At 41.7% G+C, this 25,028-nt stretch carries 24 protein-coding genes and 2 other annotated features; all 24 genes read left to right on the forward strand.

Annotation, left to right across the window (positions count from 1 at the left end):
• Positions 1 to 5 precede the first annotated feature (5 nt).
• The 24 genes from ispD to tuf all read left to right on the forward strand — a co-directional run bounded on the left by ispD (position 6) and on the right by tuf (position 24,895).
• Positions 6 to 695, forward strand: coding sequence for a 2-C-methyl-D-erythritol 4-phosphate cytidylyltransferase (gene ispD, locus MHB45_RS25110; RefSeq protein WP_048677855.1), 690 nt, complete (start codon positions 6 to 8; stop codon positions 693 to 695).
• 14 nt (positions 696 to 709) lie between these two features.
• On the forward strand, positions 710 to 1,189 hold the full coding sequence (ispF, locus tag MHB45_RS25115; protein WP_048677857.1) for a 2-C-methyl-D-erythritol 2,4-cyclodiphosphate synthase: 480 nt from the start codon (positions 710 to 712) through the stop codon (positions 1,187 to 1,189).
• An 89-nt stretch (positions 1,190 to 1,278) separates the two neighbouring features.
• Positions 1,279 to 2,736, forward strand: a complete 1,458-nt coding sequence (gene gltX / locus MHB45_RS25120) for a glutamate--tRNA ligase (protein ID WP_048677859.1) — start codon at positions 1,279 to 1,281, stop codon at positions 2,734 to 2,736.
• Positions 2,737 to 2,778: 42 nt separating this feature from the next.
• Positions 2,779 to 3,027 (forward strand) — a binding site (T-box leader).
• 85 nt (positions 3,028 to 3,112) lie between these two features.
• On the forward strand, positions 3,113 to 3,763 hold the full coding sequence (cysE, locus tag MHB45_RS25125) for a serine O-acetyltransferase (RefSeq protein ID WP_034305073.1): 651 nt from the start codon (positions 3,113 to 3,115) through the stop codon (positions 3,761 to 3,763).
• Between the two features lies 1 nt (position 3,764).
• Positions 3,765 to 5,162: a cysteine--tRNA ligase gene (cysS, locus tag MHB45_RS25130; RefSeq protein ID WP_048677861.1), complete on the forward strand. Its 1,398-nt coding sequence runs from the start codon at positions 3,765 to 3,767 to the stop codon at positions 5,160 to 5,162.
• Positions 5,163 to 5,165: 3 nt separating this feature from the next.
• Complete coding sequence (locus MHB45_RS25135; protein WP_034305071.1) at positions 5,166 to 5,588, forward strand: Mini-ribonuclease 3; 423 nt, start codon at positions 5,166 to 5,168, stop codon at positions 5,586 to 5,588.
• Positions 5,585 to 6,328, forward strand: coding sequence for a 23S rRNA (guanosine(2251)-2'-O)-methyltransferase RlmB (gene rlmB / locus MHB45_RS25140; RefSeq protein WP_072273932.1), 744 nt, complete (start codon positions 5,585 to 5,587; stop codon positions 6,326 to 6,328). The genes MHB45_RS25135 and rlmB overlap by 4 nt, the downstream gene beginning before the upstream one ends.
• 4 nt (positions 6,329 to 6,332) lie before the next feature.
• Complete coding sequence (locus MHB45_RS25145; RefSeq protein ID WP_340908132.1) at positions 6,333 to 6,842, forward strand: NYN domain-containing protein; 510 nt, start codon at positions 6,333 to 6,335, stop codon at positions 6,840 to 6,842.
• 85 nt (positions 6,843 to 6,927) lie between these two features.
• Entirely contained in the window at positions 6,928 to 7,560 is a 633-nt protein-coding gene (sigH, locus tag MHB45_RS25150) for an RNA polymerase sporulation sigma factor SigH (RefSeq protein ID WP_094246690.1), read from the forward strand.
• A gap of 194 nt (positions 7,561 to 7,754) precedes the next feature.
• Positions 7,755 to 7,904: a 50S ribosomal protein L33 gene (gene rpmG / locus MHB45_RS25155; protein WP_072273931.1), complete on the forward strand. Its 150-nt coding sequence runs from the start codon at positions 7,755 to 7,757 to the stop codon at positions 7,902 to 7,904.
• Between the two features lie 50 nt (positions 7,905 to 7,954).
• The gene (gene secE, locus MHB45_RS25160; protein ID WP_034305062.1) at positions 7,955 to 8,137 is read left to right on the forward strand and encodes a preprotein translocase subunit SecE; all 183 of its coding nucleotides are present in this window, start codon (positions 7,955 to 7,957) and stop codon (positions 8,135 to 8,137) included.
• 258 nt (positions 8,138 to 8,395) lie between these two features.
• Entirely contained in the window at positions 8,396 to 8,929 is a 534-nt protein-coding gene (nusG, locus tag MHB45_RS25165) for a transcription termination/antitermination protein NusG (protein ID WP_048677866.1), read from the forward strand.
• Positions 8,930 to 9,103: 174 nt separating this feature from the next.
• Complete coding sequence (gene rplK, locus MHB45_RS25170; RefSeq protein ID WP_034305057.1) at positions 9,104 to 9,529, forward strand: 50S ribosomal protein L11; 426 nt, start codon at positions 9,104 to 9,106, stop codon at positions 9,527 to 9,529.
• A gap of 104 nt (positions 9,530 to 9,633) precedes the next feature.
• Entirely contained in the window at positions 9,634 to 10,326 is a 693-nt protein-coding gene (rplA, locus tag MHB45_RS25175; RefSeq protein ID WP_048677868.1) for a 50S ribosomal protein L1, read from the forward strand.
• Between the two features lie 50 nt (positions 10,327 to 10,376).
• Positions 10,377 to 10,527 (forward strand) — a sequence feature (ribosomal protein L10 leader region).
• 39 nt (positions 10,528 to 10,566) lie between these two features.
• Positions 10,567 to 11,067: a 50S ribosomal protein L10 gene (gene rplJ / locus MHB45_RS25180; protein WP_048677870.1), complete on the forward strand. Its 501-nt coding sequence runs from the start codon at positions 10,567 to 10,569 to the stop codon at positions 11,065 to 11,067.
• Between the two features lie 62 nt (positions 11,068 to 11,129).
• A complete protein-coding gene (gene rplL / locus MHB45_RS25185; RefSeq protein ID WP_048677872.1) occupies positions 11,130 to 11,489 on the forward strand; it encodes a 50S ribosomal protein L7/L12 in 360 nt (119 codons plus the stop codon).
• 195 nt (positions 11,490 to 11,684) lie between these two features.
• Entirely contained in the window at positions 11,685 to 12,290 is a 606-nt protein-coding gene (locus MHB45_RS25190) for a class I SAM-dependent methyltransferase (RefSeq protein ID WP_048677932.1), read from the forward strand.
• A gap of 238 nt (positions 12,291 to 12,528) precedes the next feature.
• The gene (rpoB, locus tag MHB45_RS25195; protein ID WP_048677874.1) at positions 12,529 to 16,098 is read left to right on the forward strand and encodes a DNA-directed RNA polymerase subunit beta; all 3,570 of its coding nucleotides are present in this window, start codon (positions 12,529 to 12,531) and stop codon (positions 16,096 to 16,098) included.
• A gap of 185 nt (positions 16,099 to 16,283) precedes the next feature.
• Positions 16,284 to 19,880 carry a DNA-directed RNA polymerase subunit beta' gene (gene rpoC, locus MHB45_RS25200; protein WP_048677876.1) on the forward strand — a complete coding sequence of 1,199 codons (3,597 nt, stop codon included), beginning with the start codon at positions 16,284 to 16,286 and terminating at the stop codon, positions 19,878 to 19,880.
• 295 nt (positions 19,881 to 20,175) lie between these two features.
• Positions 20,176 to 20,424 carry a 50S ribosomal protein L7ae-like protein gene (locus tag MHB45_RS25205; RefSeq protein WP_034305040.1) on the forward strand — a complete coding sequence of 83 codons (249 nt, stop codon included), beginning with the start codon at positions 20,176 to 20,178 and terminating at the stop codon, positions 20,422 to 20,424.
• 104 nt (positions 20,425 to 20,528) lie between these two features.
• Positions 20,529 to 20,951 carry a 30S ribosomal protein S12 gene (gene rpsL / locus MHB45_RS25210; protein WP_034305038.1) on the forward strand — a complete coding sequence of 141 codons (423 nt, stop codon included), beginning with the start codon at positions 20,529 to 20,531 and terminating at the stop codon, positions 20,949 to 20,951.
• A gap of 41 nt (positions 20,952 to 20,992) precedes the next feature.
• The gene (rpsG, locus tag MHB45_RS25215) at positions 20,993 to 21,463 is read left to right on the forward strand and encodes a 30S ribosomal protein S7 (RefSeq protein WP_048677878.1); all 471 of its coding nucleotides are present in this window, start codon (positions 20,993 to 20,995) and stop codon (positions 21,461 to 21,463) included.
• Between the two features lie 44 nt (positions 21,464 to 21,507).
• Entirely contained in the window at positions 21,508 to 23,586 is a 2,079-nt protein-coding gene (gene fusA / locus MHB45_RS25220; RefSeq protein ID WP_048677880.1) for an elongation factor G, read from the forward strand.
• 121 nt (positions 23,587 to 23,707) lie between these two features.
• On the forward strand, positions 23,708 to 24,895 hold the full coding sequence (gene tuf / locus MHB45_RS25225; protein ID WP_048677883.1) for an elongation factor Tu: 1,188 nt from the start codon (positions 23,708 to 23,710) through the stop codon (positions 24,893 to 24,895).
• The last annotated feature ends 133 nt before the right edge of the window (positions 24,896 to 25,028 follow it).

A 25,028-nucleotide genomic window follows, 5' to 3' on the forward strand; every position in this document is an offset into this window, starting at 1 on the left:
TCGTTATGTTTTATGAAGTAGTGATACCTGCAGCTGGACAAGGCAAAAGAATGAAAGCGGGCAAGAATAAACTTTTTATTGAACTATCGGGTGTCCCGATCATTGTTTATACACTGCGTGTCTTTGAAGAAGATCCTGACTGTCGGGGGATTATCCTTTCGATAAACCCGGCAGAAAAGGATTATTTCAATCAATTGATAGCAGCGAATGGGCTTAAAAAGGTCAAGAAACTGGTCATGGGTGGCAAGGAGCGCCAACAAAGCGTTTATAATGGACTGCAACATGCAGAAGAAGACATCGTCCTGGTCCATGACGGTGCCCGCCCTTTTATTACCCTAGGGCAAATCAGTGAATTGACTACTGCCGCCTCCCTTAATGGAGGTGCCGTAATTGCAGTGCCCGTTAAGGATACGATTAAAAAAGCGGCAAACAAAAAGGTATTGGAAACAGTGGAACGATCAAGCTTGTGGGCGGTGCAAACTCCACAAGCTTTTCGTGTATCCATATTAAAAAGTGCGTATGAACAGGCAGAAGCTGAAGGATTTTTAGGGACGGACGATGCAAGTTTACTAGAGCGGATCAATGAACAGGTAGTTATTATTGAGGGCAATTATGATAATATTAAGATTACGACTCAGGAAGACCTTTATTTTGCAGAAGCGATTTTACATAAACAACAACATGGAAAAAGATGATTGGGGAGAATGATATGTATAGAATAGGACAAGGATATGACGTTCATCAGCTTGTGGAAGGCAGGCCTTTGATAATTGGCGGGATTACGATTCCGTATGAGAAAGGACTGCTGGGTCATTCGGATGCGGATGTCCTTCTGCATACTGTTGCCGATGCCTGCTTGGGGGCAATTGGTGCAGGGGATATCGGTAAGCATTTTCCGGATACCGACCCTGAATTTAAAGATGCCGATTCTGCAAAACTGCTGCAGTATATTTGGGCGATCGTAAAAAAAGAAGGATATTCCCTAGGCAATGCGGATTGTACAATCATTGCACAAAGCCCGAAAATGGCACCGTATATCGAGGAAATGCGAGGCAGAATTGCAGAACTTTTAGATGCCTCGATTGACAGGATTAATGTAAAGGCGACCACCACGGAGAAACTTGGATTTACAGGCAGGGGCGAAGGAATCGCGGCACAGGCTGTTGTCTTATTGGTCAAATCAAACTAAATCGTTTTTAGAGTGGATGCCTTTATCCCAATGTATTTAAATGATAATATAAACAATAGAATAGAACGACTGGGAGGTCTATATATATCATGAGCAGCGATATTCGAGTTCGCTATGCACCGAGTCCGACTGGACATTTACATATTGGTAATGCACGGACTGCTTTATTTAATTATTTATACGCACGAAATAAAGGCGGGAAATTCATCATCCGTATTGAAGATACCGACCAAAAGAGAAATATTGAAGGCGGAGAGGAAAGTCAGCTTAAATATTTGAAATGGCTTGGCATGGATTGGGATGAAGGTGTTGATGTAGGCGGTGAATACGGTCCATATCGTCAATCCGAAAGGAACGACCTTTATCAGGAATTGTATCAAGAGCTTTTGGATAAGGGGTTAGCATATAAATGCTATTGTACGGAAGAAGAGCTGGAAGCAGAGCGTGAAGGGCAGGTCGAACGCAATGAAACGCCAAAATATTCTGGGAAGTGCAAGCATTTAACTGAGGAAGAGCAAGCGGAACTAGTGGCACAAGGAAGAAAACCGAGCATTCGCTTTGCCGTTCCAGCTGGGAAGGTCCTTACTTTCAAAGATATGGTCAAGGATGAGGTTTCATTTGAAACGGATGGCTTTGGTGATTTTGTTATCGTTAAAAAAGATGGCATTCCAACTTATAACTTTGCAGTGGCCGTCGATGATCACTTGATGAAGATTTCCCATGTCCTTCGCGGTGATGATCATATCTCCAATACTCCAAAACAATTGATGATTTATGAAGCTTTCGGCTGGGAACCGCCGGTATTCGGACATATGACGCTGATTGTAAACGAAAGCAGGAAGAAACTGAGTAAACGTGATGAGTCGATCATTCAATTCATTGAGCAATATGAAGAGCTTGGCTATGTACCTGAAGCATTATTCAATTTCATTACATTACTAGGATGGTCTCCGGTCGGGGAGGAAGAGATTTTCACAAAAGAAGAATTCATTAATCTTTTCGATGCTGACCGTCTGTCTAAATCACCTGCACTTTTCGATAAGCAAAAGCTTACATGGATGAATAATCAATATGTGAAGCAATTGGACGTCAATCGTGCAGTGGAATTGTCATTGCCTCACTTAATTAAAGCCGGGAAGGTTTCAGAGACACTGACCGCCGAAGAAGAAGAGTGGGTACATGGGATTGTTTCACTTTTTCAAGAGCAGATGAGCTATGGAGCGGAAATAGTCGAGCTTTCTGAACTGTTTTTCAAGGATGAGGTCGAGTTCGAGCAAGAAGCTAAGGAAGTGCTGGCTGAAGAACAGGTACCGGAAGTCATGAAAGCTTTCCTTCAGGAGATCGAAGGGCTTGAAGAATTTAATGCGGATGAAATCAAGAAGTCGATTAAAGCCGTACAAAAAAGCACAGGGCATAAAGGGAAAAAATTATTCATGCCGATAAGGGCTGCCGTCACGGGTCAAACACATGGTCCTGACTTGCCTAAGGCAATTTCATTACTTGGCAAAGAAAAAATTAAACAGCGTATTCAGAGTATTTTATATTAACAATTTGTCGAAAATGTAATATAGTATTTAATAATCTTACAAAAGAACGCGTAGATGGGGAGAAGTAAGTAAACGAAGCTTTTTAGAGAGAACCATAACCTGCTGAAAGTGGTTCAGGCCTCTCGTTTTCTGAAATGCACCCTTGAGTCCTTTGCTGAACTAACCTATAGTAGGCACAGGCGGAATGTCCTCCGTTACAGGGATTAAAGTTGGGGATGAAAAAACAGGAAAAAGCTTTACCTGGTTCGTACATTCCAAACAGAGTGGAACCGCGCTTCAAGCGTCTCTGTCTATTTGGACAGAGACGCTTTTTTATATGCTTTAAAAGCTTCAAAAGGGGATGTTGAAAAAGGACGGAACATAGGGGGGAATCATTTTGTTAAAGATGTTTAAAGAAGATATCGAAGTGGTTTTTGATCAAGATCCTGCTGCGCGCAGCTATTTGGAAGTCATATTGACGTACGCGGGTTTACATGCGATTTGGAGTCATAGGATGGCTCACGCACTATTTAAGAGGAAATTCTTTTTCCTGGCGAGAAGCATATCTCAAATCAGCCGGTTTTTTACCGGAATCGAAATTCATCCAGGGGCTACGATTGGCCGTCGTTTCTTCATTGATCATGGAATGGGGATCGTCATTGGCGAAACTTGTGAAATTGGCGACAATGTATCCGTCTTTCAAGGTGTAACCCTTGGGGGGACCGGAAAGGAAAAGGGAAAACGTCATCCTACGATAAAGGATAATGTTTTGATAGCTACAGGAGCAAAAGTGCTGGGTTCCATCACTGTTGGGGAAAACTCGAAAATCGGTGCGGGATCGGTCGTTTTAAAGGAAGTGCCACCTAATTCTACAGTGGTGGGCATTCCAGGTAAAGTGGTCATTCAAGATGGCATCAAAATCAATAAAGACCTAAATCATTGTGATCTTCCTGATCCAATCGCTGATCGCTTTAAGGAATTGGATAGTGAAATCAGGGCCTTAAGGGCGAGGTTGGCCGAACAGAAGCAGGAAGAAAGGAGTCTATAATATGGCGATTAAAATATATAACACAGCAACAAGAAAAAAGGAAACCTTCGTCCCGATTGAAGAGGGAAAGGTGAAGATGTATGTATGCGGACCCACTGTCTATAATTACATTCATATTGGCAATGCAAGACCGGCAATCGTATTCGATACCGTTCGTAGGTATTTGGATTACCGTGGATATGATGTGCAATTCGTTTCGAACTTCACGGATGTGGATGATAAGCTGATTCGTGCGGCAAAAGAATTGGGGGAAGATGTCCCGACCATATCTGAGCGTTTCATCAAGGCGTATTTTGAAGACGTGTCGGCATTGGGCTGCAAAAAAGCGGATGCTCACCCGACCGTAATGGAGAATATGGATGCAATCATTGAATTCATCTCGGCGTTAATCGAGAAAGGATTCGCTTATGAATCGGAAGGGGATGTGTACTACCGCACTCGTAAGTTTGAGGGATATGGCAAGCTTTCACATCAGTCCATCGATGAGCTTCGAGTGGGGGCACGTATTGAAATAGGGGAGAAAAAACAAGATGCCCTTGATTTTGCCCTTTGGAAAGCGGCCAAGGATGATGAAATATCATGGGAGAGCCCATGGGGTAAGGGGCGTCCTGGCTGGCATATCGAATGCTCCGCAATGGTCAAAAAGTATTTGGGGGATACCATCGATATTCATGCAGGAGGTCAAGATCTGGCATTCCCGCATCATGAAAATGAAATTGCACAATCCGAAGCATTGACGGGTAAAACCTTTGCGAATTATTGGATGCATAATGGGTATATAAATATTGAGAATGAAAAAATGTCTAAGTCCTTAGGCAATTTCGTCCTTGTGCATGACATCATTCAGAAGCATGATCCACAAGTGTTACGCTTCTTTATGTTATCAGTACATTACCGTCATCCGATCAATTATAGTGAAGAAGTGCTTGAAAATGTAAAAGCGTCCCTTGAACGCTTAAGGACATCATATCAAAATTTAAAGCATCGCCTTCAAGTAAGTGACGGATTGACTGAGAATAATGATGTTTGGTTGGAGAAGCTGAATGATTTACATGAACAATTCATTAAGGAAATGGACGATGATTTCAACACAGCTAATGCAATATCCATGCTTTTTGAACTTTCCAAACAGGCAAATTATTACTTGATGGAGAAAAACACAGACACGGAAGTGATCAATGCTTTCCTTGATAAATTCAACACCTTATTTTCTGTCCTCGGTTTGTCCCTTGAAGAAGAGGGGCTTCTGGATGAGGAAATTGAAGGGTTGATACAGCAAAGGATTCAAGCGCGGAAAGACCGCAATTTTGGATTATCTGATGAAATTCGCGATCGCTTGAAAAACATGAATATCATATTAGAGGATACCCCTCAAGGTACAAGATGGAAAAGAGGGTAATCAATGCTTCATTACGATAGTAAGGTAGATGCAAAAATGCTGAACAGTCTTGCTTTAGCATATATAGGTGATGCTGTATACGAAACGTATATACGGCATCACCTCATTCAAAAAGGGGCGGTCAAGCCCAATCTACTTCACAAAAAAGCTACATCTTTTGTAGCTGCTAAAGCGCAAAATAAAATCATCCACTTCTTTCTGGAGTCAGATTGGCTATCGGAAGAGGAATCCGCTGTCGTTCGGCGCGGCCGAAATGCGAAATCCGGTACGGTACCGAAGAATACAGATGTGCAAACGTATCGCTACAGTACAGCCTTCGAGGCTCTTATGGGATTTTTGTATTTATCCGGTCGAATAGAAAGAATGGAAGAACTCATCAAAAAATCCATTGAATACATTGAAGAAGAAAAGGGGAGTAACCCATGAGCGAAGAATATATCATTGGCAGAAACCCCGTATTGGAAGCACTTCGCTCCGAACGGGAAGTTAATAAAATTTGGATAGCCGAGGGCTCGCAAAAAGGCTCGATGCAACCACTTATCGGTCTCGCGAAGGAAAAGAAGGTGCTCGTGCAAATCGTACCGAAGAAAAAAATTGACCAAATGGTAGAAGGCATCCATCAAGGCGTTATCGCACAAGTGGCTGCATATGAATATGTGGAGCTGGATGACTTATTCGCAAATGCGGCTGAACGGGACGAAGCACCTTTTTTCATGATTCTTGATGAGGTTGAAGATCCGCATAATTTAGGTTCGATCATGAGGACGGCCGATGCAGTCGGGGCCCATGGAATCATCATTCCGAAAAGAAGAGCAGTGGGCTTGACGGCAACAGTGGCTAAAGCTTCGACTGGTGCAATCGAATATATTCCTGTAGCTCGCGTTACAAATTTGGCAAGAGCGGTGGAAGAATTGAAAGAGCGAGGGGTATGGATAGTCGGTACCGATGCGAAAGGCAGCGATGATTACCGTAACATGGACGGAAAGATGCCTATTGGACTTGTTATCGGCAGCGAAGGAAAAGGCATGGCCCGGTTAATGAAGGAGAAATGCGATTTTCTCATCCGTCTTCCAATGGCAGGAAAAGTAACTTCGTTAAATGCATCGGTAGCAGCCGGTTTATTGATGTATGAGGTTTATAGAAAAAGAAATCCCCTAGGGCAATGACGAAATGAATATTCTGTTGGTGGACGGTTATAACATTATTGGAGCTTGGCCGGAACTGAGAGAATTAAAAGAACGGGATCTTGCTGCTGCAAGGGACCGATTGATAGAAATGATGGCGGAATATCAAGCATTTACCGGATACCGTGTAATTGTCATATTTGATGCTCAATATGTTCAGGGAATTGCCCGCATATTCAAAAATCACAAAGTTGACGTAATTTTTACAAAAGAAAATGAAACTGCGGATGAAAGAATAGAAAAGATGGCCATCGAACTGAATAATGTCAAAACGCAAATTCAAGTGGCAACCTCTGACTTCACGGAACAGTGGGTGATCTTTGGCCAAGGGGCCCTAAGGAAATCCGCTCGTGAACTGCTAATTGAAATGCAAGAAATTCAAGGCGAAATCAAGAAAGATGTAAGAAAAACAACAACGATAAGACCCGTTGCTAAAATTCCTTTAAGTGAAGAAGTGGCAGAAATTTTCGAAAAATGGCGCCGGGGTAAAATTTGAACCATTGACGGGTAAAATTTACCTGCTGTATAATATTTCTATCTGAGTCAGGTCAGGGGGATATAATGTGGGTCTCAAATTCGGAATGAAGCTGAACGAAAAGTATCTTCAGTTTGAGGATGATGAATTGATAGGGTTGGTGCACACTGGAGACAGTGAAGCGCTTGATTATTTGATCCAAAAGTATCGTAATTTTGTAAGAGCGAAGGCAAGGACTTATTTCTTGATTGGTGCCGATAAGGAAGACATCGTGCAAGAAGGTATGATTGGTTTATATAAAGCCGTCCGTGATTTTAAAGGGGATAAGTTATCTTCTTTTAAAGCATTTGCAGAACTATGCATTACGAGGCAGATCATTACAGCTATCAAAACAGCAACACGTCAAAAACATATTCCGCTCAATTCCTATGTTTCCCTGGACAAGCCAATTTATGATGAGGAATCGGACCGAACTCTAATGGATATCATATCGGGTACGAAGGTTTTGGACCCGGAAGAACTGATCATCAACCAAGAAGAGTTTGACGATATCGAATTAAAGATGGCCGAGCTCCTGAGTGATCTTGAGAGAAAAGTGTTAGCTCTTTACCTGGATGGACAAACCTACCAAGAAATTTCGGAAGAGTTGAACCGGCATGTTAAGTCAATCGACAACGCCCTTCAGCGGGTGAAAAGAAAGCTCGAGCGCTATCTGGAAGTAAGGGAAATCAGTTTATAATCCCTCCGCTTTTTCCGCTTAATTTCATCTGTCCCTTCTCCACATGGAAGTTTTTTTATTCACTAAGATTTTTAGATGCAAGCCGATGTTTTGATTTACGTTGTCCATAATGGGTGGAACCCGCTTTGATATTGACAATAAAAAACAGTCGTGATAAGGTTTTATGGATATAGTAGATAGGATAGGTGTATCTAATGCGAAAAAAAATAGTTCTTGCCTGCAACGATTGCGGTTCAAGAAATTATAGTTATGAGAGCAAACAATCGACAAGCGGCGAACGGCTGGAAATCAAGAAATTTTGCAGTACTTGCAACTCACACTCGATTCATAAAGAAACGAAATAACCGTTTTATAAATAGATTGACAGAAGCTTCTAATGCTTGGAGGTACATTCATGAAACGTTTTACCGAATTTTTCAGCGGAGTCGCTCGCGAAATGCAAAAAGTAAGCTGGCCGAAACGCAAGGAGCTTACCAAATATACAATCGTGGTGGTAACGACTGTAGTATTTATGGCTTTATTCTTTACAGTGGTCGATTTGGGTATTTCCGAATTAATTCGCTTAGTTATTGAATAAGAGATTCGAAAATAAGGTATAATAGTGATAGAATAATATGTGTCAGCAGAAAAGCCCGGAAACGGGTTTTTTAATTTGTCTTTTTTAATAAGTGAAGAAGTTCAAAAACGAGTGCTGCTGTAATATGAATCATCACAATATATTCTAGTTAAGTTCGGGATGACGCCTGTATGGTTTTTTGGCTAAAACGTTCAAAGATAAAGATTAATAAAGAAAATGATCGATTGCAGGGAGGGAAGGACGTTAAAGTCCTAACACATGGAAAAGAATTGGTATGTAGTTCACACCTATTCAGGTTATGAGAACAAGGTTAAAGCTAACTTGGAAAAACGTGTTGAAACTATGGGGATGGAAGACAAGATCTTTCGCGTTGTAGTTCCAGAAGAAGAAGAAACAGAAGTGAAAGATGGCAAAAAGAAAGTGACCAAAAAGAAAGTGTTTCCAGGTTATGTGTTGGTTGAGATCATCATGACGGATGATTCATGGTATGTTGTCCGGAATACGCCAGGGGTAACAGGTTTCGTGGGTTCGTCTGGAGCGGGGTCAAAACCGACTGCGTTGCTTCCGGAAGAAATTGAAGTCGTTCTTAAACGAATGGGCGTAGATGAAAGCAAAATCGAAGTTGATTTTGAAATCGGTGATACGGTTCAAGTTAAAGAAGGCCCATTTGCAACTTTTGCAGGACCGATTGAAGAACTTGATAAAGACAAAGGGAAAGTAAGGGTCCTAGTCAATATGTTCGGCCGTGATACACCGGTAGAACTTGATTTTAATCAAGTGGAAAAATTATAAACGGAAAAAAACTTGAAATTGCCTTTTGAAAGTGGTAAAATTTCAAAGGTCAGTATGTTTCAATTTTTAGGCCTCAACGATACAAGCATTCTTTATTAATAGATAAAGAATTCAAGATGAGTGGGAGGGTATTACCCTATTACCACATCACGGACTTATAAGGAGGTGTGTCTCGTGGCTAAAAAAGTAATTAAAATGGTTAAATTGCAAATTCCTGCTGGTAAAGCGAATCCGGCACCGCCAGTCGGTCCTGCATTAGGTCAAGCTGGTGTAAACATCATGGGATTCTGTAAGGAGTTCAACGCTCGTACAGCAGATCAAGCTGGTCTAATTATTCCTGTTGAAATCACGGTATTTGAAGACCGTTCATTTACATTCATTACAAAAACTCCACCGGCTGCAGTATTGCTTAAGAAAGTAGCTGGTATCGAGTCTGGTTCTGGTGAACCTAACCGTAATAAAGTTGCTACAGTCAAGCGTGATCAAGTGCGCGAGATTGCTGAAACTAAAATGCCTGACCTAAACGCTGCAAGCGTTGAAGCTGCAATGCGTATGGTTGAAGGTACTGCTCGCAGCATGGGTATTGTCATCGAAGACTAATCCATGTAATTGCTATTTGTTTCTACGGGGTTGCGATTGATACTCGCAACCTTTATTCGTGGGAGGTCATTCCGTTAAAACCACAATTTAGGAGGATTTATATCATGGCGAAAAAAGGTAAAAAGTATCTTGAAGCAGCTAAGCTTGTAGAAGTTTCTAAGGCTTATGCTGTAACTGAAGCAATCGAAGTTGCTAAAAAAGCAAACTTCGCAAAATTCGATGCGACTGTTGAAGTTGCTTTCCGTTTAGGCGTAGACCCTAAGAAAGCTGACCAACAAATTCGTGGAGCTGTTGTTCTTCCGAATGGTACTGGTAAAACTCAACGCGTATTAGTATTCGCTAAAGGCGAAAAAGCAAAAGAAGCGGAAGCTGCTGGTGCTGACTACGTTGGCGAATCTGACTACATCAACAAAATCCAACAAGGATGGTTCGAATTCGATGTAATCGTTGCGACTCCAGACATGATGGGTGAAGTTGGTAAACTTGGCCGTGTGTTAGGACCTAAAGGTTTAATGCCTAACCCTAAAACTGGCACAGTAACTTTCGATGTAACGAAAGCTGTTAATGAAATCAAAGCTGGTAAAGTTGAATACCGCGTAGATAAAGCTGGTAACATCCATGCTCCAATCGGTAAAGTATCTTTCGAAGATGCTAAACTAGTGGAAAACTTCACTACTATCTATGATACATTATTGAAAGTTAAACCTGCGGCTGCTAAAGGAACTTACATGAAAAACGTTTCTGTAACAACTACAATGGGCCCTGGCGTGAAAGTTGATCCTTCTTCTTTCAAATAAATAATTGACATACCAAAACTATTATTGTTATAATAAGTTTTGTTGTGAATAAATGAATACTATTTGTACCGTAGACAGTAGGTGCTCATTACGAGCTTAATTCCCTGCCGAGGTAATTCGATAATAATAGTCCTGGACTATGACTTTTGAAATTACTGCCTTCATGTCTGCAATAGAGATGAAGGCTTTTTCTTTGAAACGGTATAAATGTTTTCAAGCAAATCTACAGGAGGTGTAAGGATGAACGCAATTATTGAACAAAAGCAAAAAATCGTTGCTGAGATTTCTGAAAAGTTAACTTCAAGCCAATCAACAGTAGTTGTTGACTACCGTGGATTGACTGTTGCTGAAGTAACAGAACTTCGTAAGCAACTTCGTGAAGCTGGCGTTGAGTTTAAAGTTTACAAAAACTCTATGACTCGCCGTGCTGCTGAAAGTGCTGAGCTTAGCGCTTTGAACGAATCATTAACAGGTCCAAACGCAATTGCATTCTCAACAGAAGATGTTATTGCGCCAGCAAAAATCCTTAACGATTTTGCGAAAAAACATGAAGCGTTAGAAATCAAAGCTGGAGTTATCGAAGGAAATGTTGCAACTGCTGAAGAAATTAAAGCTCTTGCAGAACTACCTTCACGCGAAGGCCTACTTTCAATGCTACTCAGCGTGCTACAAGCACCTATGCGCGGACTTGCTCTTGCTACAAAAGCTGTTGCAGAGCAAAAAGAAGAACAAGGCGCGTAAGCTAACCGCTTATTTAGCCTGCTGATTCAAAAAAAACCAACCATTTCGAGGAGGAAATAAAAATGACTAAAGATCAAATCATTGAAGCAGTTAAAAACATGACTGTTTTAGAATTAAACGACCTTGTAAAAGCAATCGAAGAAGAATTTGGCGTAACTGCTGCTGCACCTGTAGCTGTAGCTGCTGCTGGTGGCGCTGCTGCTGAAGAAAAAACTGAGTTTGATGTAGTTCTTACATCTGCTGGAGATCAAAAAATCAAAGTTATCAAAGCTGTACGTGAAGTTACAGGTCTTGGACTTAAAGAAGCAAAAGAACTTGTTGACAACACTCCAAAAGCAATCAAAGAAGGCGCTTCTAAAGAAGAAGCTGAAGAAATCAAAGCTAAACTTGAAGAAGTTGGAGCTGGCGTTGAAGTTAAGTAATCTTGCATAAACAAAAAGCTCGCTATCATTGGCGGGCTTTTTTTCTTCATTTTTAAAGAAATGACGGGAACTGGCCGTTAATGGTTTGGTAACGAGGATATCGTTACTGGAACATTCCGGCGTGCAAGCATCCATTCTTCAATTCTCTTCTCTCATTAAATCTTCAATATTCCTTTCTGATAGGGGGAGATGACTCTGACAGAGCATTACTACTCACATAAACCGGATGTCGTAAGCAATCCGAAATTTTGGGATTTCACATTAAAGGGACGTACATTTCGCTTCAAAAGTGATAATGGTGTTTTTTCGAAAAAGGAAGTTGATTTCGGATCGCGTCTTTTGGTTGAGAGTTTTAACCTTAATGAAGCTGTGGAAGGAAATATTCTCGATGTTGGTTGCGGATATGGACCGATCGGAATATCGATTGCGGCAGCTTATCCCGATAGAACGATAGAAATGATTGATATAAATAGCCGGGCAGTTGAATTGTCAAAAGAGAATGCTGCTTCTAATGGGATCGCAAATGTGAATATTTACGAAAGCGATCGTTTTGACAAAGTTGCCTCCAATCAATTCGCAGCGATTCTTACGAACCCTCCCATTCGCGCAGGTAAAAGTGTAGTCCACGAAATTTTAGAAGAAAGCTATCGCAGTTTGGTAGCTGGTGGAGAATTATGGGTTGTCATTCAAAAAAAACAAGGGGCTCCCTCCGCAATGGATAAAATGGAGCAATTATTTGGAAATATTGAAGTGCCTGTTAAGAAAAAAGGTTACTATATACTATTATCCAAAAAGGTTTGACTCTAAATTTTCGCTATGTTAGTATTATAAAATGCATATATATAATTCCGTAACTATGCAATTTTTATACCATTGGTGTATAATCAATGGATAATATGGGAAAAATATATAAATAATAGTTCGTTTTATGAGAAATAGTGGTTTTTAAAATAAAAACCATTTTCTTTTTGTCTATGGAAATGATTCCTTTTCCGAGGCAAATGGATCCTTATAACGCTTGATTTAAGGGGTGAATCAGTTGACAGGTCAACTTGTTCAGTATGGACGACACCGCCAACGTAGAAGTTATGCAAGAATCAGTGAGGTTTTGGACCTTCCGAATCTGATTGAAATTCAAACAGCTTCTTATCAATGGTTTCTAGATGTAGGTTTAAAGGAAATGTTCCAGGACATTTCTCCTATTGAGGATTTTACAGGTAATTTATCGTTAGAATTCATCGATTACAGCTTAGCTGAGCCGAAGTATTCTGTGGAAGAAACAAAAGAACGCGATGTTACGTATTCTGCACCACTTCGTGTGAAAGTGCGCCTTGTTAACAAAGAAACAGGGGAAGTAAAAGACCAGGATGTATTCATGGGCGACTTCCCGCTGATGACTGAAACAGGTACATTTGTCATCAATGGTGCTGAACGGGTAATTGTATCCCAATTAGTGCGCTCACCGAGTGTTTACTACAATGGGAAAATGGATAAAAACGGTAAGCTTGGGTTCTCTGCGACCGTTATTCCTAACCGTGGCGCATGGCTCGAATACGAAACAGACGCCAAGGATGTTGTGTATGTTCGAATCGACCGCACCAGGAAATTACCGATCACGGTATTGATGCGTGCCCTTGGATTCGGAACAGATCAAGAAATCATCGATTTGATCGGTGACAACGAATACCTTCGCAACACTCTTGAAAAGGATAACACCGAGAGTGTGGAAAAAGCATTACTAGAAATCTATGAGCGTCTACGCCCAGGTGAACCGCCTACTGTCGAAAACGCGAAAAGTCTTTTAGTATCACGCTTCTTTGATCCGAAACGTTATGATTTAGCTAATGTAGGCCGTTATAAAATAAACAAAAAACTGCATATTAAGAACCGTTTATTCGGACAACGTATTGCAGAGACTTTGATTGATCCTGAAACGGGAGAAATCATTGTTGAAAAAGGTACAATGCTTGATCGTCGGACTCTTGATAGGATTCTGCCTCATATCGAAGGTGGAATAGGATTCAAAACATTCCATCCATCAGGTGGTGTAGTAGAGGAAGAAACTCTTCTTCAACCTATTAAAGTGTTTGCACCAAACGATGCTGAAGGCGAAAAAGTGATCAATATCATCGGTAATGCTTATGTGACCGACCAGGTCAAAAACATTACACCGGCTGATATCATTTCTTCCATCAGTTATTTCTTTAATTTATTACATGGTGTGGGAATCACGGATGACATTGACCATTTAGGTAACCGTCGTCTGCGTTCCGTTGGTGAATTGCTGCAAAACCAATTCAGAATTGGTTTATCCCGTATGGAGCGTGTTGTCCGTGAAAGAATGTCCATTCAGGATACGAACACAATCACTCCACAGCAACTAATCAACATTCGCCCGGTCATTGCGTCCATTAAAGAGTTCTTTGGAAGCTCCCAGCTTTCCCAGTTCATGGATCAAACGAACCCGTTGGCTGAATTGACGCATAAACGTCGTCTATCTGCATTGGGACCTGGTGGTCTGACACGTGAGCGTGCTGGCTTTGAAGTACGTGACGTTCATTATTCCCACTATGGCCGCATGTGTCCGATTGAAACGCCTGAGGGACCGAATATTGGTTTGATTAACTCGTTATCCAGTTTTGCAAAGGTTAACCCATATGGCTTCATTGAAACACCATACCGCCGTGTGGACCCTGAAACAGGTAAAATTACAAGCCAAATCGATTACTTAACAGCTGATGAGGAAGATAACTATGTAGTTGCCCAAGCGAATGTACGACTGTCGGATGACGGCTCATTCCTTGATAATGATGTTGTTGCACGTTTCCGCGGTGAAAATACCGTTGTTCCGCGTGACCGCGTAGATTACATGGATGTATCTCCTAAACAGGTTGTATCTGCCGCGACTGCATGTATTCCTTTCTTGGAAAACGATGACTCCAACCGTGCCCTTATGGGAGCGAACATGCAACGTCAAGCAGTTCCTTTGCTTCAACCGGAAGCCCCTCGAGTAGGAACGGGTATGGAGTATGTTTCAGCGAAAGACTCCGGTGCTGCAGTAATCTGTAAACACCCTGGTATCGTAGAGCACGTTGAATCACGTGAAGTATGGGTACGTAGGGTAAGTGAAGTAGATGGGCAGCAAGTAAAAGGAAATCTTGATAAATATCGTCTATTAAAATTCATTCGTTCCAACCAAGGAACGTGCTATAATCAACGCCCTATCGTAAGTGTTGGCGACAACGTCGTAAAAGGTGAAATTCTTGCTGATGGTCCTTCAATGGAAAAAGGTGAGTTGGCACTTGGACGTAACGTATTGGTAGCCTTCATGACATGGGATGGATATAACTATGAAGATGCCATCATCATGAGTGAACGATTGGTTAAAGATGATGTGTACACTTCCATTCATATTGAAGAATATGAATCTGAATCACGCGATACAAAATTAGGGCCTGAAGAAATCACCCGTGATATCCCTAACGTAGGGGAAGATGCGCTTCGTAATCTTGATGAGCGCGGAATTATCCGTGTGGGTGCTGAAGTGAAAGACGGAGACCTTCTCGTTGGTAAAGTCACGCCTAAAGGTGTAACGGAGCTGACTGCTGAGGAACGTCTATTACATGCAATCTTCGGTGAAAAAGCACGTGAAGTAAGGGATACATCACTTCGTGTACCTCACGGCGGCGGAGGGATCGTTCTTGATGTTAAAGTATTTAACAGAGAAGACGGCGATGAACTACCTCCTGGTGTAAATCAACTCGCACGTGTATATATCGTTCAAAAACGTAAAATCCATGAAGGCGATAAAATGGCCGGACGACATGGTAACAAAGGGGTAATCTCCAGGATTCTTCCTGAAGAAGATATGCCTTATTTACCGGACGGCACTCCAGTCGACATCATGTTAAACCCATTGGGTGTACCTTCACGTATGAACATCGGTCAGGTGTTGGAGCTACACTTAGGTATGGCTGCACGCGCACTTGGCATTCATGTAGCATCTCCTGTATTCGATGGTGCCACTGAGGAAGACGTTTGGGGTACAATTGAAGAAGCTGGGATGTCCCGTGATGCAAAAACTGTCCTTTATGATGGCCGTTCAGGTGAAGCATTCGATAACCGTGTATCAGTTGGTGTCATGTACATGATCAAACTGGCGCATATGGTCGATGATAAACTTCATGCACGTTCAACTGGACCTTACTCCCTTGTTACGCAGCAACCACTTGGTGGTAAAGCGCAATTTGGTGGACAGCGTTTCGGTGAGATGGAAGTATGGGCACTTGAAGCTTATGGTGCCGCTTATACATTACAAGAAATCCTAACCGTTAAATCAGATGATGTCGTGGGTCGTGTTAAAACGTACGAAGCGATTGTCAAAGGTGAAAATGTCCCTGAACCAGGTGTTCCTGAGTCATTCAAAGTATTGATTAAGGAGCTTCAAAGTTTGGGATTGGATGTTAAAATCCTCAATGCCGAAGATCGTGAAATCGAAATGCGTGATTTGGAAGATGAAGATGAAGCCAACCAAGCAGACAAATTAAGCCTTGATTCAGAAACTAAAGATATGGTTGCTTCCGAAGTAGGGGCACCTGTCAAAGAATAAAATTAAATATAAACATATCCAGTAATATATTACCTGCTCTGACTGGCAGCGAGATGTTCATTAGAAAATCATGCTGCCTTGTTAGAGCCTTATTGATTCAATCAACCATCATCCGGTGTAAGATTGCCTCATAACGTGACGGCAATCAAGGGTTAAACCTGGAGATTAAAAGGGAGGTAGGCCCCTTGTTAGACGTTAATAATTTTGAGTATATGAAAATTGGTCTTGCTTCACCAGACAAGATTCGTTCTTGGTCCCATGGAGAAGTTAAAAAACCAGAAACAATCAACTATCGTACGTTAAAGCCAGAAAAAGACGGTTTATTCTGTGAGAGAATTTTTGGACCTCAAAAGGACTGGGAATGTCATTGCGGAAAATATAAACGTGTTCGTTATAAAGGCGTAGTCTGTGACCGTTGTGGCGTTGAAGTCACCCGTGCTAAGGTGCGTCGTGAGCGTATGGGTCATATTGAGCTGGCAGCACCAGTTTCACACATATGGTATTTTAAAGGAATTCCTAGCCGTATGGGACTTGTTCTTGATATGTCTCCACGGGCTTTGGAAGAAGTTATTTACTTTGCATCTTACGTAGTAACTGAAACGGGCGATACAACTTTAGAAAAGAAACAGCTTCTTTCTGAAAAGGAATATCGTACATACCGTGAAAAATACGGTAAGAAATTCCAAGCTGCCATGGGTGCGGAAGCTATTAAAAAACTTTTACAAGATATTGATACGGAAAAGGAAGTAGAGTCGTTGAAAGAGGAGCTTAAAACAGCTCAAGGACAACGCAGAACCCGTGCAATCAAACGCTTGGAAGTGCTTGAAGCATTCCGTAACTCCGGAAATGAGCCTTCATGGATGATCCTTGACGTGCTTCCGGTCATTCCACCGGAGCTTCGTCCTATGGTTCAACTTGATGGAGGACGTTTTGCCACATCTGATTTAAATGATTTATATCGTCGTGTTATCAACCGTAATAATCGGTTGAAAAGATTACTGGACCTTGGAGCACCAAGCATTATCGTTCAAAATGAGAAGCGTATGCTGCAAGAAGCTGTCGATGCTCTTATCGATAATGGCCGTCGTGGCCGTCCGGTAACTGGACCAGGTAACCGTCCGTTAAAATCTTTATCTCACATGTTAAAAGGTAAACAAGGCCGTTTCCGTCAAAACCTTCTTGGTAAACGTGTTGATTACTCTGGCCGTTCCGTTATCGTAGTCGGACCAAACTTAAAGATGTACCAATGTGGTCTTCCGAAAGAAATGGCGATTGAATTATTCAAACCATTCGTAATGAAGGAGCTTGTTCAGAGGGGTCTAGCGCATAACATCAAATCCGCTAAGCGCAAAATTGAACGTTTATCTCCTGAAATATGGGATGTCCTAGAAGAAGTTATTAGAGAACACCCAGTACTATTGAACCGTGCACCGACACTTCATAGACTTGGGATCCAAGCATTTGAACCAACGTTGGTTGAAGGTCGTGCAATTCGTTTGCATCCGCTCGTATGTACAGCTTACAACGCTGACTTTGACGGTGACCAAATGGCGGTCCACGTTCCTCTATCTTCTGAAGCACAAGCCGAAGCACGCATGCTTATGCTTGCAGCACAGAACATTTTGAACCCTAAAGATGGTAAACCTGTCGTTACACCTTCTCAAGATATGGTATTAGGTAACTATTACTTAACATTGGAAAGAGAAGGCGCTATCGGTGAGGGTATGATCTTTAAAGATACAAGTGAAGCGTTACTTGCATACCAAAACGGATATGTACACTTACATTCCCGTTGTGCCGTACATGCATCGTCACTAAATAATGAAACATTCACTGAAGAACAAAACGGCCAACTTCTAATTACGACTGTTGGGAAATTGATCTTCAATGAAATTTTACCTAAATCATTCCCGTATATTAACGAACCGACACGTTATAATCTGGAAACCAAAACTCCAGAGAAATATTTTGTGGAAAAGGGCGCTAATATCCCTGAATTGATTAAGTCACAACCTGCTATCGATCCTTTCAAGAAAAAAATTCTTGGAAATATCATCGCGGAAGTCTTTAAACGCTTTAAAATTACCGAAACATCCAAAATGCTTGACCGGATGAAAGATCTTGGATTCAAATATTCGACAAAAGCTGGTATTACCGTTGGTGTGGCTGATATTGTCGTTTTAAAAGAAAAACAAGAAATCATTACTGAGGCTCAAACCAAAGTGGATAACGTCTTGAAACAATTCAGACGCGGTCTTATTACTGAGGATGAGCGTTATGATCGCGTCATTTCAATTTGGAGTGCTGCCAAGGATACCATTCAGTCCAAACTTATGGACTCCCTGGACCGACGCAACCCGATCTTCATGATGAGTGATTCCGGTGCCCGTGGTAATGCTTCCAACTTTACGCAGCTTGCTGGTATGCGTGGTTTGATGGCCAACCCGGCTGGACGTATCATTGAATTACCGATCAAATCAAGTTTCCGTGAAGGTTTAACCGTATTGGAGTACTTCATCTCTACACATGGTGCGCGTAAAGGTCTTGCCGATACAGCGCTTAAAACGGCCGATTCCGGTTACCTTACCCGTCGACTTGTTGACGTTGCCCAAGATGTCATCATCCGTGATGACGATTGTGGAACGGACCGCGGCTTGAAAATTTCAGCCTTGAGAGAGGGTACTGAAATAATTGAGCATCTTGAAGAGCGCCTAGTTGGCCGTTATGCAAGAAAAGCGATCAGACATCCAGAAACAAATGAAGTAATCGTGGCTGAAAATGATCTTATTACTGAAGATCTTGCTAACTATATTGAATCACTTGGAATCGAAACAGCATGGATCCGTTCTGCCTTTACATGTAACACCAGCCATGGTGTATGTAAAAAATGTTATGGACGCAACTTGGCTACCGGTCAAGAAGTTGAAGTGGGCGAAGCAGTCGGTATCATTGCCGCTCAATCAATCGGAGAACCTGGTACACAGTTGACGATGCGTACATTCCATACAGGTGGGGTTGCTGGGGACGATATCACTCAAGGTCTTCCTCGTATCCAAGAAATATTTGAAGCAAGAAACCCTAAAGGTCAAGCTGTCATTTCCGAAATTGAAGGAACGATTGTTTCCATCAATGAAATTCGGGATAAACAACAGGAAATCGTTGTTCAAGGTGCTGTTGAATCACGCACATATACTGCGCCGTACACAGCACGTTTAAGAGTAACTGTTGATACACCTGTCCGTCGTGGTGAAGAGTTGACAGAGGGTTCCATCGATCCGAAAGAATTGCTGAAGGTTACAGACGTGCTTACTGTTCAGGAATACCTGCTTCATGAAGTTCAAAAAGTATACCGGATGCAAGGTGTTGAAATCGGTGATAAGCACATCGAGGTAATGGTTAGACAAATGATGCGTAAAGTCCGTGTGCTTGATGCAGGCGAAACTGAAGTGCTTCCAGGAACATTATTGGATGTCAACCAGTTCACCACTGCAAACACTGATGCATTGCTGACCAACAAATTACCTGCTACAGGCCGTCCTGTATTGCTAGGTATCACAAAAGCATCTCTTGAAACGGATTCCTTCTTGTCCGCCGCGTCATTCCAAGAAACAACTAGGGTCTTGACTGATGCAGCAATAAAAGGAAAACGTGATGAATTGCTGGGGCTTAAGGAAAATGTCATCATCGGTAAACTTGTCCCTGCAGGAACAGGAATGCTTAGATACAGAAAAGCAAACCCTGTCGTTGTTGACGAAAATGCCGATACAGTAACAGTGGATTAATGGAAAAAGGACCAGCTCAATAATTTAAACTGAAAACCACACTCCCGTTTCCTATTGGAGGAGATGAAGGATCAGAATTTATTGAGCTGGTCTCTCTTATTACTCATGGCCGGCTGTAAAGCCTATGAGAATTTGATAATTTCCGTTTGGGCAAATTGAAAATCTTAATAGAATTATGTAAGGAAAACCTTTTGCTTGAATTATTTTTTTGAAAGAAGTTGACAGTATCCGACTTATAATGATACTATAGCAAAGGTGCTCCTATGTTACCCTGTAACTTTGGAGGATATGGACCATGTCTTATGAAAAAGTAATACAGGCAAAGTCAGTGATTATAGGGACGAAGCAAGCAGTTAGAGCTCTTAAAAACAATTTAATTCAAGAAGTTATCATCGCTGATGATGCAGATATATACTTGACTGGGCGTGTCGTTGAGACCGCCAAAGAATTGGATGTTCCTATCACATATGTTGATTCGATGAGAATGCTTGGCAAAGCATGTGGTATTGATGTCGGAGCAGCAACTGTTGCCATTAAAAAGTAAAAATGTTTTTGCAATAATATTTGCAAAGACTTTGTTTTTACCCATTTATGAACCACCTGGATGTGTGGTACTAGAAATGAAAACGTGAAGGGAGGAAAAATGTAATGCCTACTATTAATCAATTAGTGCGTAAAGGACGCGAGTCTAAAGAGGTTAATTCAAAATCTCCAGCACTTAACAAAGGCTACAACAGCTTTAAAAAAGCACAAACTAACGTATCATCTCCGCAAAAACGTGGTGTTTGCACTCGTGTGGGTACTATGACACCGAAAAAACCAAACTCCGCGTTACGTAAATATGCGCGTGTACGTCTAACAAACGGTATCGAGGTAACAGCTTATATCCCAGGTATCGGTCACAACCTACAAGAACACAGCGTGGTTCTTATCCGTGGTGGACGTGTAAAAGATTTACCAGGGGTACGTTACCATATCGTACGTGGTGCTCTTGATACAGCTGGAGTTAACAATCGTATGCAAGGCCGTTCTAAATACGGTACTAAGCGTCCGAAAGCAGCAAAAAAATAAACTAAAACCAAAATTGAACTTTCTTGAAAGGAGGAAATATAATGCCTCGTAAAGGACCTGTAACGAAAAGAGACGTATTACCAGATCCAATATATAATTCAAAACTTGTGACTCGCTTAATCAACAAATTAATGGTTGATGGACAAAGAGGTAAATCACAAAAAATTCTTTACTCTGCATTTGATTTAATCAAAGAACGTACTGGCAATGAGCCGATCGAAGTTTTCGATCAAGCACTTAAAAACATCATGCCTGTACTAGAAGTAAAAGCACGCCGTGTGGGTGGAGCTAACTACCAAGTACCAGTTGAGGTGCGTCCAGACCGTAAATCGACTCTAGGACTTCGTTGGTTAGTAAACTACTCTCGCCTTCGTGGAGAAAAAACGATGGAAGAGCGTTTAGCTTATGAAATCATGGATGCTGCCAACAATACTGGAGCAGCAGTTAAGAAACGTGAAGATACACACAAAATGGCTGAAGCCAACAAAGCTTTCGCACATTATCGCTGGTAAGATTAATCACTATAAAATCCTTATAGAAGGAAGGAGAAAGACAAATGGCAAGAGAGTTCTCCTTAGCAAACACTCGTAATATCGGTATCATGGCTCACATCGATGCTGGTAAAACGACAACAACAGAACGTGTTCTATATTATACTGGTAAAATCCACAAAATCGGTGAAACGCACGAAGGTGCTTCACAAATGGACTGGATGGAACAGGAACAAGAACGCGGAATCACGATCACTTCCGCTGCAACAACTGCGCAGTGGAAAGGTCACCGTGTAAACATCATCGATACACCGGGACACGTAGACTTCACAGTTGAAGTTGAACGTTCTTTGCGCGTACTTGATGGAGCTGTAGCTGTACTTGATGCCCAATCAGGTGTTGAGCCTCAAACTGAAACGGTTTGGCGCCAAGCTACAACTTACGGTGTACCACGTGTCGTATTCGTAAATAAAATGGACAAAATCGGTGCAGACTTCTTGTATTCAGTTGGAACTATCCACGATCGTTTACAAGCTAACGCTCACCCAGTTCAGTTACCAATTGGTGCAGAAGATCAATTCTCAGCAATCATTGACCTTATTGAAATGAAAACTCATTTCTACGGTAATGACCTAGGAACTGATATCACTATCGGTGAAATTCCTGAAGAACATCGGGAATTAGCTGAAGAATACCGTGAAAAGTTAATTGAAGCAGTAGCAGAAGTTAATGAAGACTTAATGGAAAAATACCTTGGCGGCGAAGAAATCAGCATTGCTGAATTGAAAGCAGCTATCCGTACAGCAACCGTTAATGTTGAATTCTTCCCAGTTATCTGCGGATCGGCTTTCAAAAACAAAGGTGTTCAATTAATGCTTGATAACGTTATCGACTTCCTTCCTTCTCCATTGGATGTACCTGCTATCAAAGGTACATTACCGGATTCAGAAGATGAAGTTGAACGTCATTCAGATGATTCTGAACCGTTCTCTGCTTTAGCGTTTAAAGTTATGACTGACCCTTACGTTGGTAAACTTACATTCTTCCGTGTGTACTCTGGTACACTAGAATCTGGATCATATGTAATCAACTCAACTAAAGGAAAACGTGAGCGTATTGGACGTATCCTTCAAATGCACGCAAACAGCCGTGAAGAAATTTCTACTGTATATGCAGGAGATATCGCAGCAGCCGTTGGTTTGAAAGATACTACAACTGGAGATACTCTATGTGATGACAAGAACCAAGTAATTCTTGAGTCCATGGTATTCCCAGAGCCAGTTATCTCTCTATCCGTTGAACCGAAATCAAAAGCAGACCAAGACAAAATGTCTCAAGCTTTACAAAAGCTTCAAGATGAAGATCCAACATTCCGTGCGCATACTGACCAAGAAACTGGTCAAACGATCATCGCTGGTATGGGAGAACTTCACTTGGACATCCTTGTTGACCGTATGCGTCGCGAATTCAAAGTGGAAGCAAACGTTGGTGCTCCTCAAGTAGCATACCGTGAAACTTTCCGTGGTTCAGCTAAAGTTGAAGGTAAATTCGTTCGCCAATCTGGTGGTCGTGGACAATTCGGACACGTATGGATCGAATTTGGTCCAAACGAAGAAGGTAAAGGATTCGAATTTGAAAATGCTATCGTCGGTGGTGTAGTACCACGTGAATATATCCCTGCTGTACAAGCTGGATTAGTTGATTCACTTGACCGTGGTGTACTTGCTGGTTACCCGCTAGTCGACATCAAAGCTAAATTATTCGACGGATCTTACCATGACGTTGACTCCAACGAAATGGCATTTAAAATTGCTGCATCTATGGCTCTTAAAAATGCAGCATCTAAATGTAGTCCTGTCATCCTTGAACCGATCATGAAAGTGGAAGTAGTTATTCCAGAAGATTACCTAGGCGACATCATGGGAGATATCACATCTCGTCGTGGTCGTGTAGAAGGTATGGAAGCTCGCGGTAACACGCAAATGGTTAAAGCGATGGTTCCACTATCTGAAATGTTCGGATATGCTACATCTTTACGTTCTAACACTCAAGGACGCGGAACATTCTCTATGCACTTCGATCATTATGAAGAAGTACCTAAGAGCATTTCTGAAGAAATCATCAAAAAAAATAAAGGTGAATAATTGATTTTCATCTCTTATTAAAGTATAACTATCTTATGTAAGCTGTGATGGAAGAATTAGTCTTCTTTCACAGCCCCTATATACTTAATTTTTTATTTATAATTTTAAGGAGGAATTCCTAATGGGAAAAGCTAAATTTGATCGTTCAAAACCGCACGTTAACGTTGGAACAATTGGTCACGTTGACCATGGTAAAACAACTCTAACTGCTGCAATCACAACTGTACTTGCTAAATCTGGTGGAGCAGAAGCTCGCGCTTATGACCAAATCGATGGTGCTCCAGAAGAAAGAGAACGTGGTATCACAATCTCTACTGCACACGTTGAGTACGAAACAGCTACTCGTCACTATGCACACGTTGACTGCCCAGGACATGCTGACTATGTTAAAAACATGATCACAGGTGCTGCACAAATGGACGGCGGAATCCTAGTAGTATCTGCTGCTGATGGCCCAATGCCACAAACTCGTGAGCACATCCTTCTTTCTCGTCAAGTAGGTGTACCATACCTAGTAGTATTCATGAACAAATGCGACATGGTAGATGACGAAGAACTTCTTGAATTAGTAGAAATGGAAATCCGTGATCTTCTATCTGAATACGAATTCCCTGGCGATGACATTCCAGTTATCAAAGGATCTGCCCTAAAAGCTCTTCAAGGAGACGCTGCTTGGGAAGAAAAAATCCATGAATTAATGACAGCTGTTGACGAGTACATCCCAGAACCAACTCGTGACACTGACAAGCCATTCATGATGCCAGTTGAGGATGTATTCTCAATCACTGGTCGTGGAACAGTTGCAACTGGCCGTGTTGAGCGTGGACAAGTTAAAGTCGGTGACGTTGTTGACATCATCGGTTTCAACGAAGAGTCTAAACCAACAACTGTAACTGGTGTTGAAATGTTCCGTAAACTTCTTGACTATGCTGAAGCTGGTGACAACATCGGTGCACTTCTTCGTGGTGTATCCCGTGAAGATATCCAACGTGGACAAGTTCTTGCTAAACCAAGCACTATCACTCCACACACAAAGTTCAAAGCTGAAGTTTATGTTCTTTCTAAAGAAGAAGGTGGACGTCACACTCCATTCTTTACAAACTACCGTCCTCAGTTCTACTTCCGTACAACTGACGTAACTGGTATTTGTAACCTTCCTGAAGGCGTAGAAATGGTTATGCCTGGAGACAACATCGAAATGACTGTAGAACTTATCGCTCCAATCGCTATCGAAGAAGGTACTAAATTCTCTATCCGTGAGGGTGGACGTACTGTAGGCGCTGGCGTAGTTGCTACAATCCAAGAATAATTGATTGATAAAACAATATTGGAAGGGACGCCTTCCGGAAGAAGCAGATGGGACGCCATCTGCTTCTTTTCTATTTGTAAAGAATATTCATTCTTTCTTCTATTATAACTGGAGTTTATTTAATGGGTTTCTC

It is taken from the genome of Peribacillus sp. FSL K6-5616, from assembly GCF_038008245.1.
Taxonomy (GTDB): domain Bacteria; phylum Bacillota; class Bacilli; order Bacillales; family DSM-1321; genus Peribacillus; species Peribacillus frigoritolerans.

Excerpts from the sequence above, each read along its gene's own strand:
- rplJ (WP_048677870.1), top strand. The coding sequence starts at position 10,567 with ATGAACGCAATTATTGAACAAAAGCAAAAAATCGTTGCTGAGATTTCT.
- rplL (WP_048677872.1), top strand. The coding sequence starts at position 11,130 with ATGACTAAAGATCAAATCATTGAAGCAGTTAAAAACATGACTGTTTTA.
- MHB45_RS25205 (WP_034305040.1), top strand. The coding sequence starts at position 20,176 with ATGTCTTATGAAAAAGTAATACAGGCAAAGTCAGTGATTATAGGGACG.
- MHB45_RS25145 (WP_340908132.1), top strand. The coding sequence starts at position 6,333 with ATGAATATTCTGTTGGTGGACGGTTATAACATTATTGGAGCTTGGCCG.
- cysS (WP_048677861.1), top strand. The coding sequence starts at position 3,765 with ATGGCGATTAAAATATATAACACAGCAACAAGAAAAAAGGAAACCTTC.
- rpsL (WP_034305038.1), top strand. The coding sequence starts at position 20,529 with ATGCCTACTATTAATCAATTAGTGCGTAAAGGACGCGAGTCTAAAGAG.
- rpmG (WP_072273931.1), top strand. The coding sequence starts at position 7,755 with ATGCGAAAAAAAATAGTTCTTGCCTGCAACGATTGCGGTTCAAGAAAT.
- rlmB (WP_072273932.1), top strand. The coding sequence starts at position 5,585 with ATGAGCGAAGAATATATCATTGGCAGAAACCCCGTATTGGAAGCACTT.
- MHB45_RS25135 (WP_034305071.1), top strand. The coding sequence starts at position 5,166 with ATGCTTCATTACGATAGTAAGGTAGATGCAAAAATGCTGAACAGTCTT.
- fusA (WP_048677880.1), top strand. The coding sequence starts at position 21,508 with ATGGCAAGAGAGTTCTCCTTAGCAAACACTCGTAATATCGGTATCATG.
- rplA (WP_048677868.1), top strand. The coding sequence starts at position 9,634 with ATGGCGAAAAAAGGTAAAAAGTATCTTGAAGCAGCTAAGCTTGTAGAA.
- gltX (WP_048677859.1), top strand. The coding sequence starts at position 1,279 with ATGAGCAGCGATATTCGAGTTCGCTATGCACCGAGTCCGACTGGACAT.
- ispF (WP_048677857.1), top strand. The coding sequence starts at position 710 with ATGTATAGAATAGGACAAGGATATGACGTTCATCAGCTTGTGGAAGGC.
- sigH (WP_094246690.1), top strand. The coding sequence starts at position 6,928 with ATGAAGCTGAACGAAAAGTATCTTCAGTTTGAGGATGATGAATTGATA.
- nusG (WP_048677866.1), top strand. The coding sequence starts at position 8,396 with ATGGAAAAGAATTGGTATGTAGTTCACACCTATTCAGGTTATGAGAAC.
- secE (WP_034305062.1), top strand. The coding sequence starts at position 7,955 with ATGAAACGTTTTACCGAATTTTTCAGCGGAGTCGCTCGCGAAATGCAA.
- tuf (WP_048677883.1), top strand. The coding sequence starts at position 23,708 with ATGGGAAAAGCTAAATTTGATCGTTCAAAACCGCACGTTAACGTTGGA.
- rpsG (WP_048677878.1), top strand. The coding sequence starts at position 20,993 with ATGCCTCGTAAAGGACCTGTAACGAAAAGAGACGTATTACCAGATCCA.
- ispD (WP_048677855.1), top strand. The coding sequence starts at position 6 with ATGTTTTATGAAGTAGTGATACCTGCAGCTGGACAAGGCAAAAGAATG.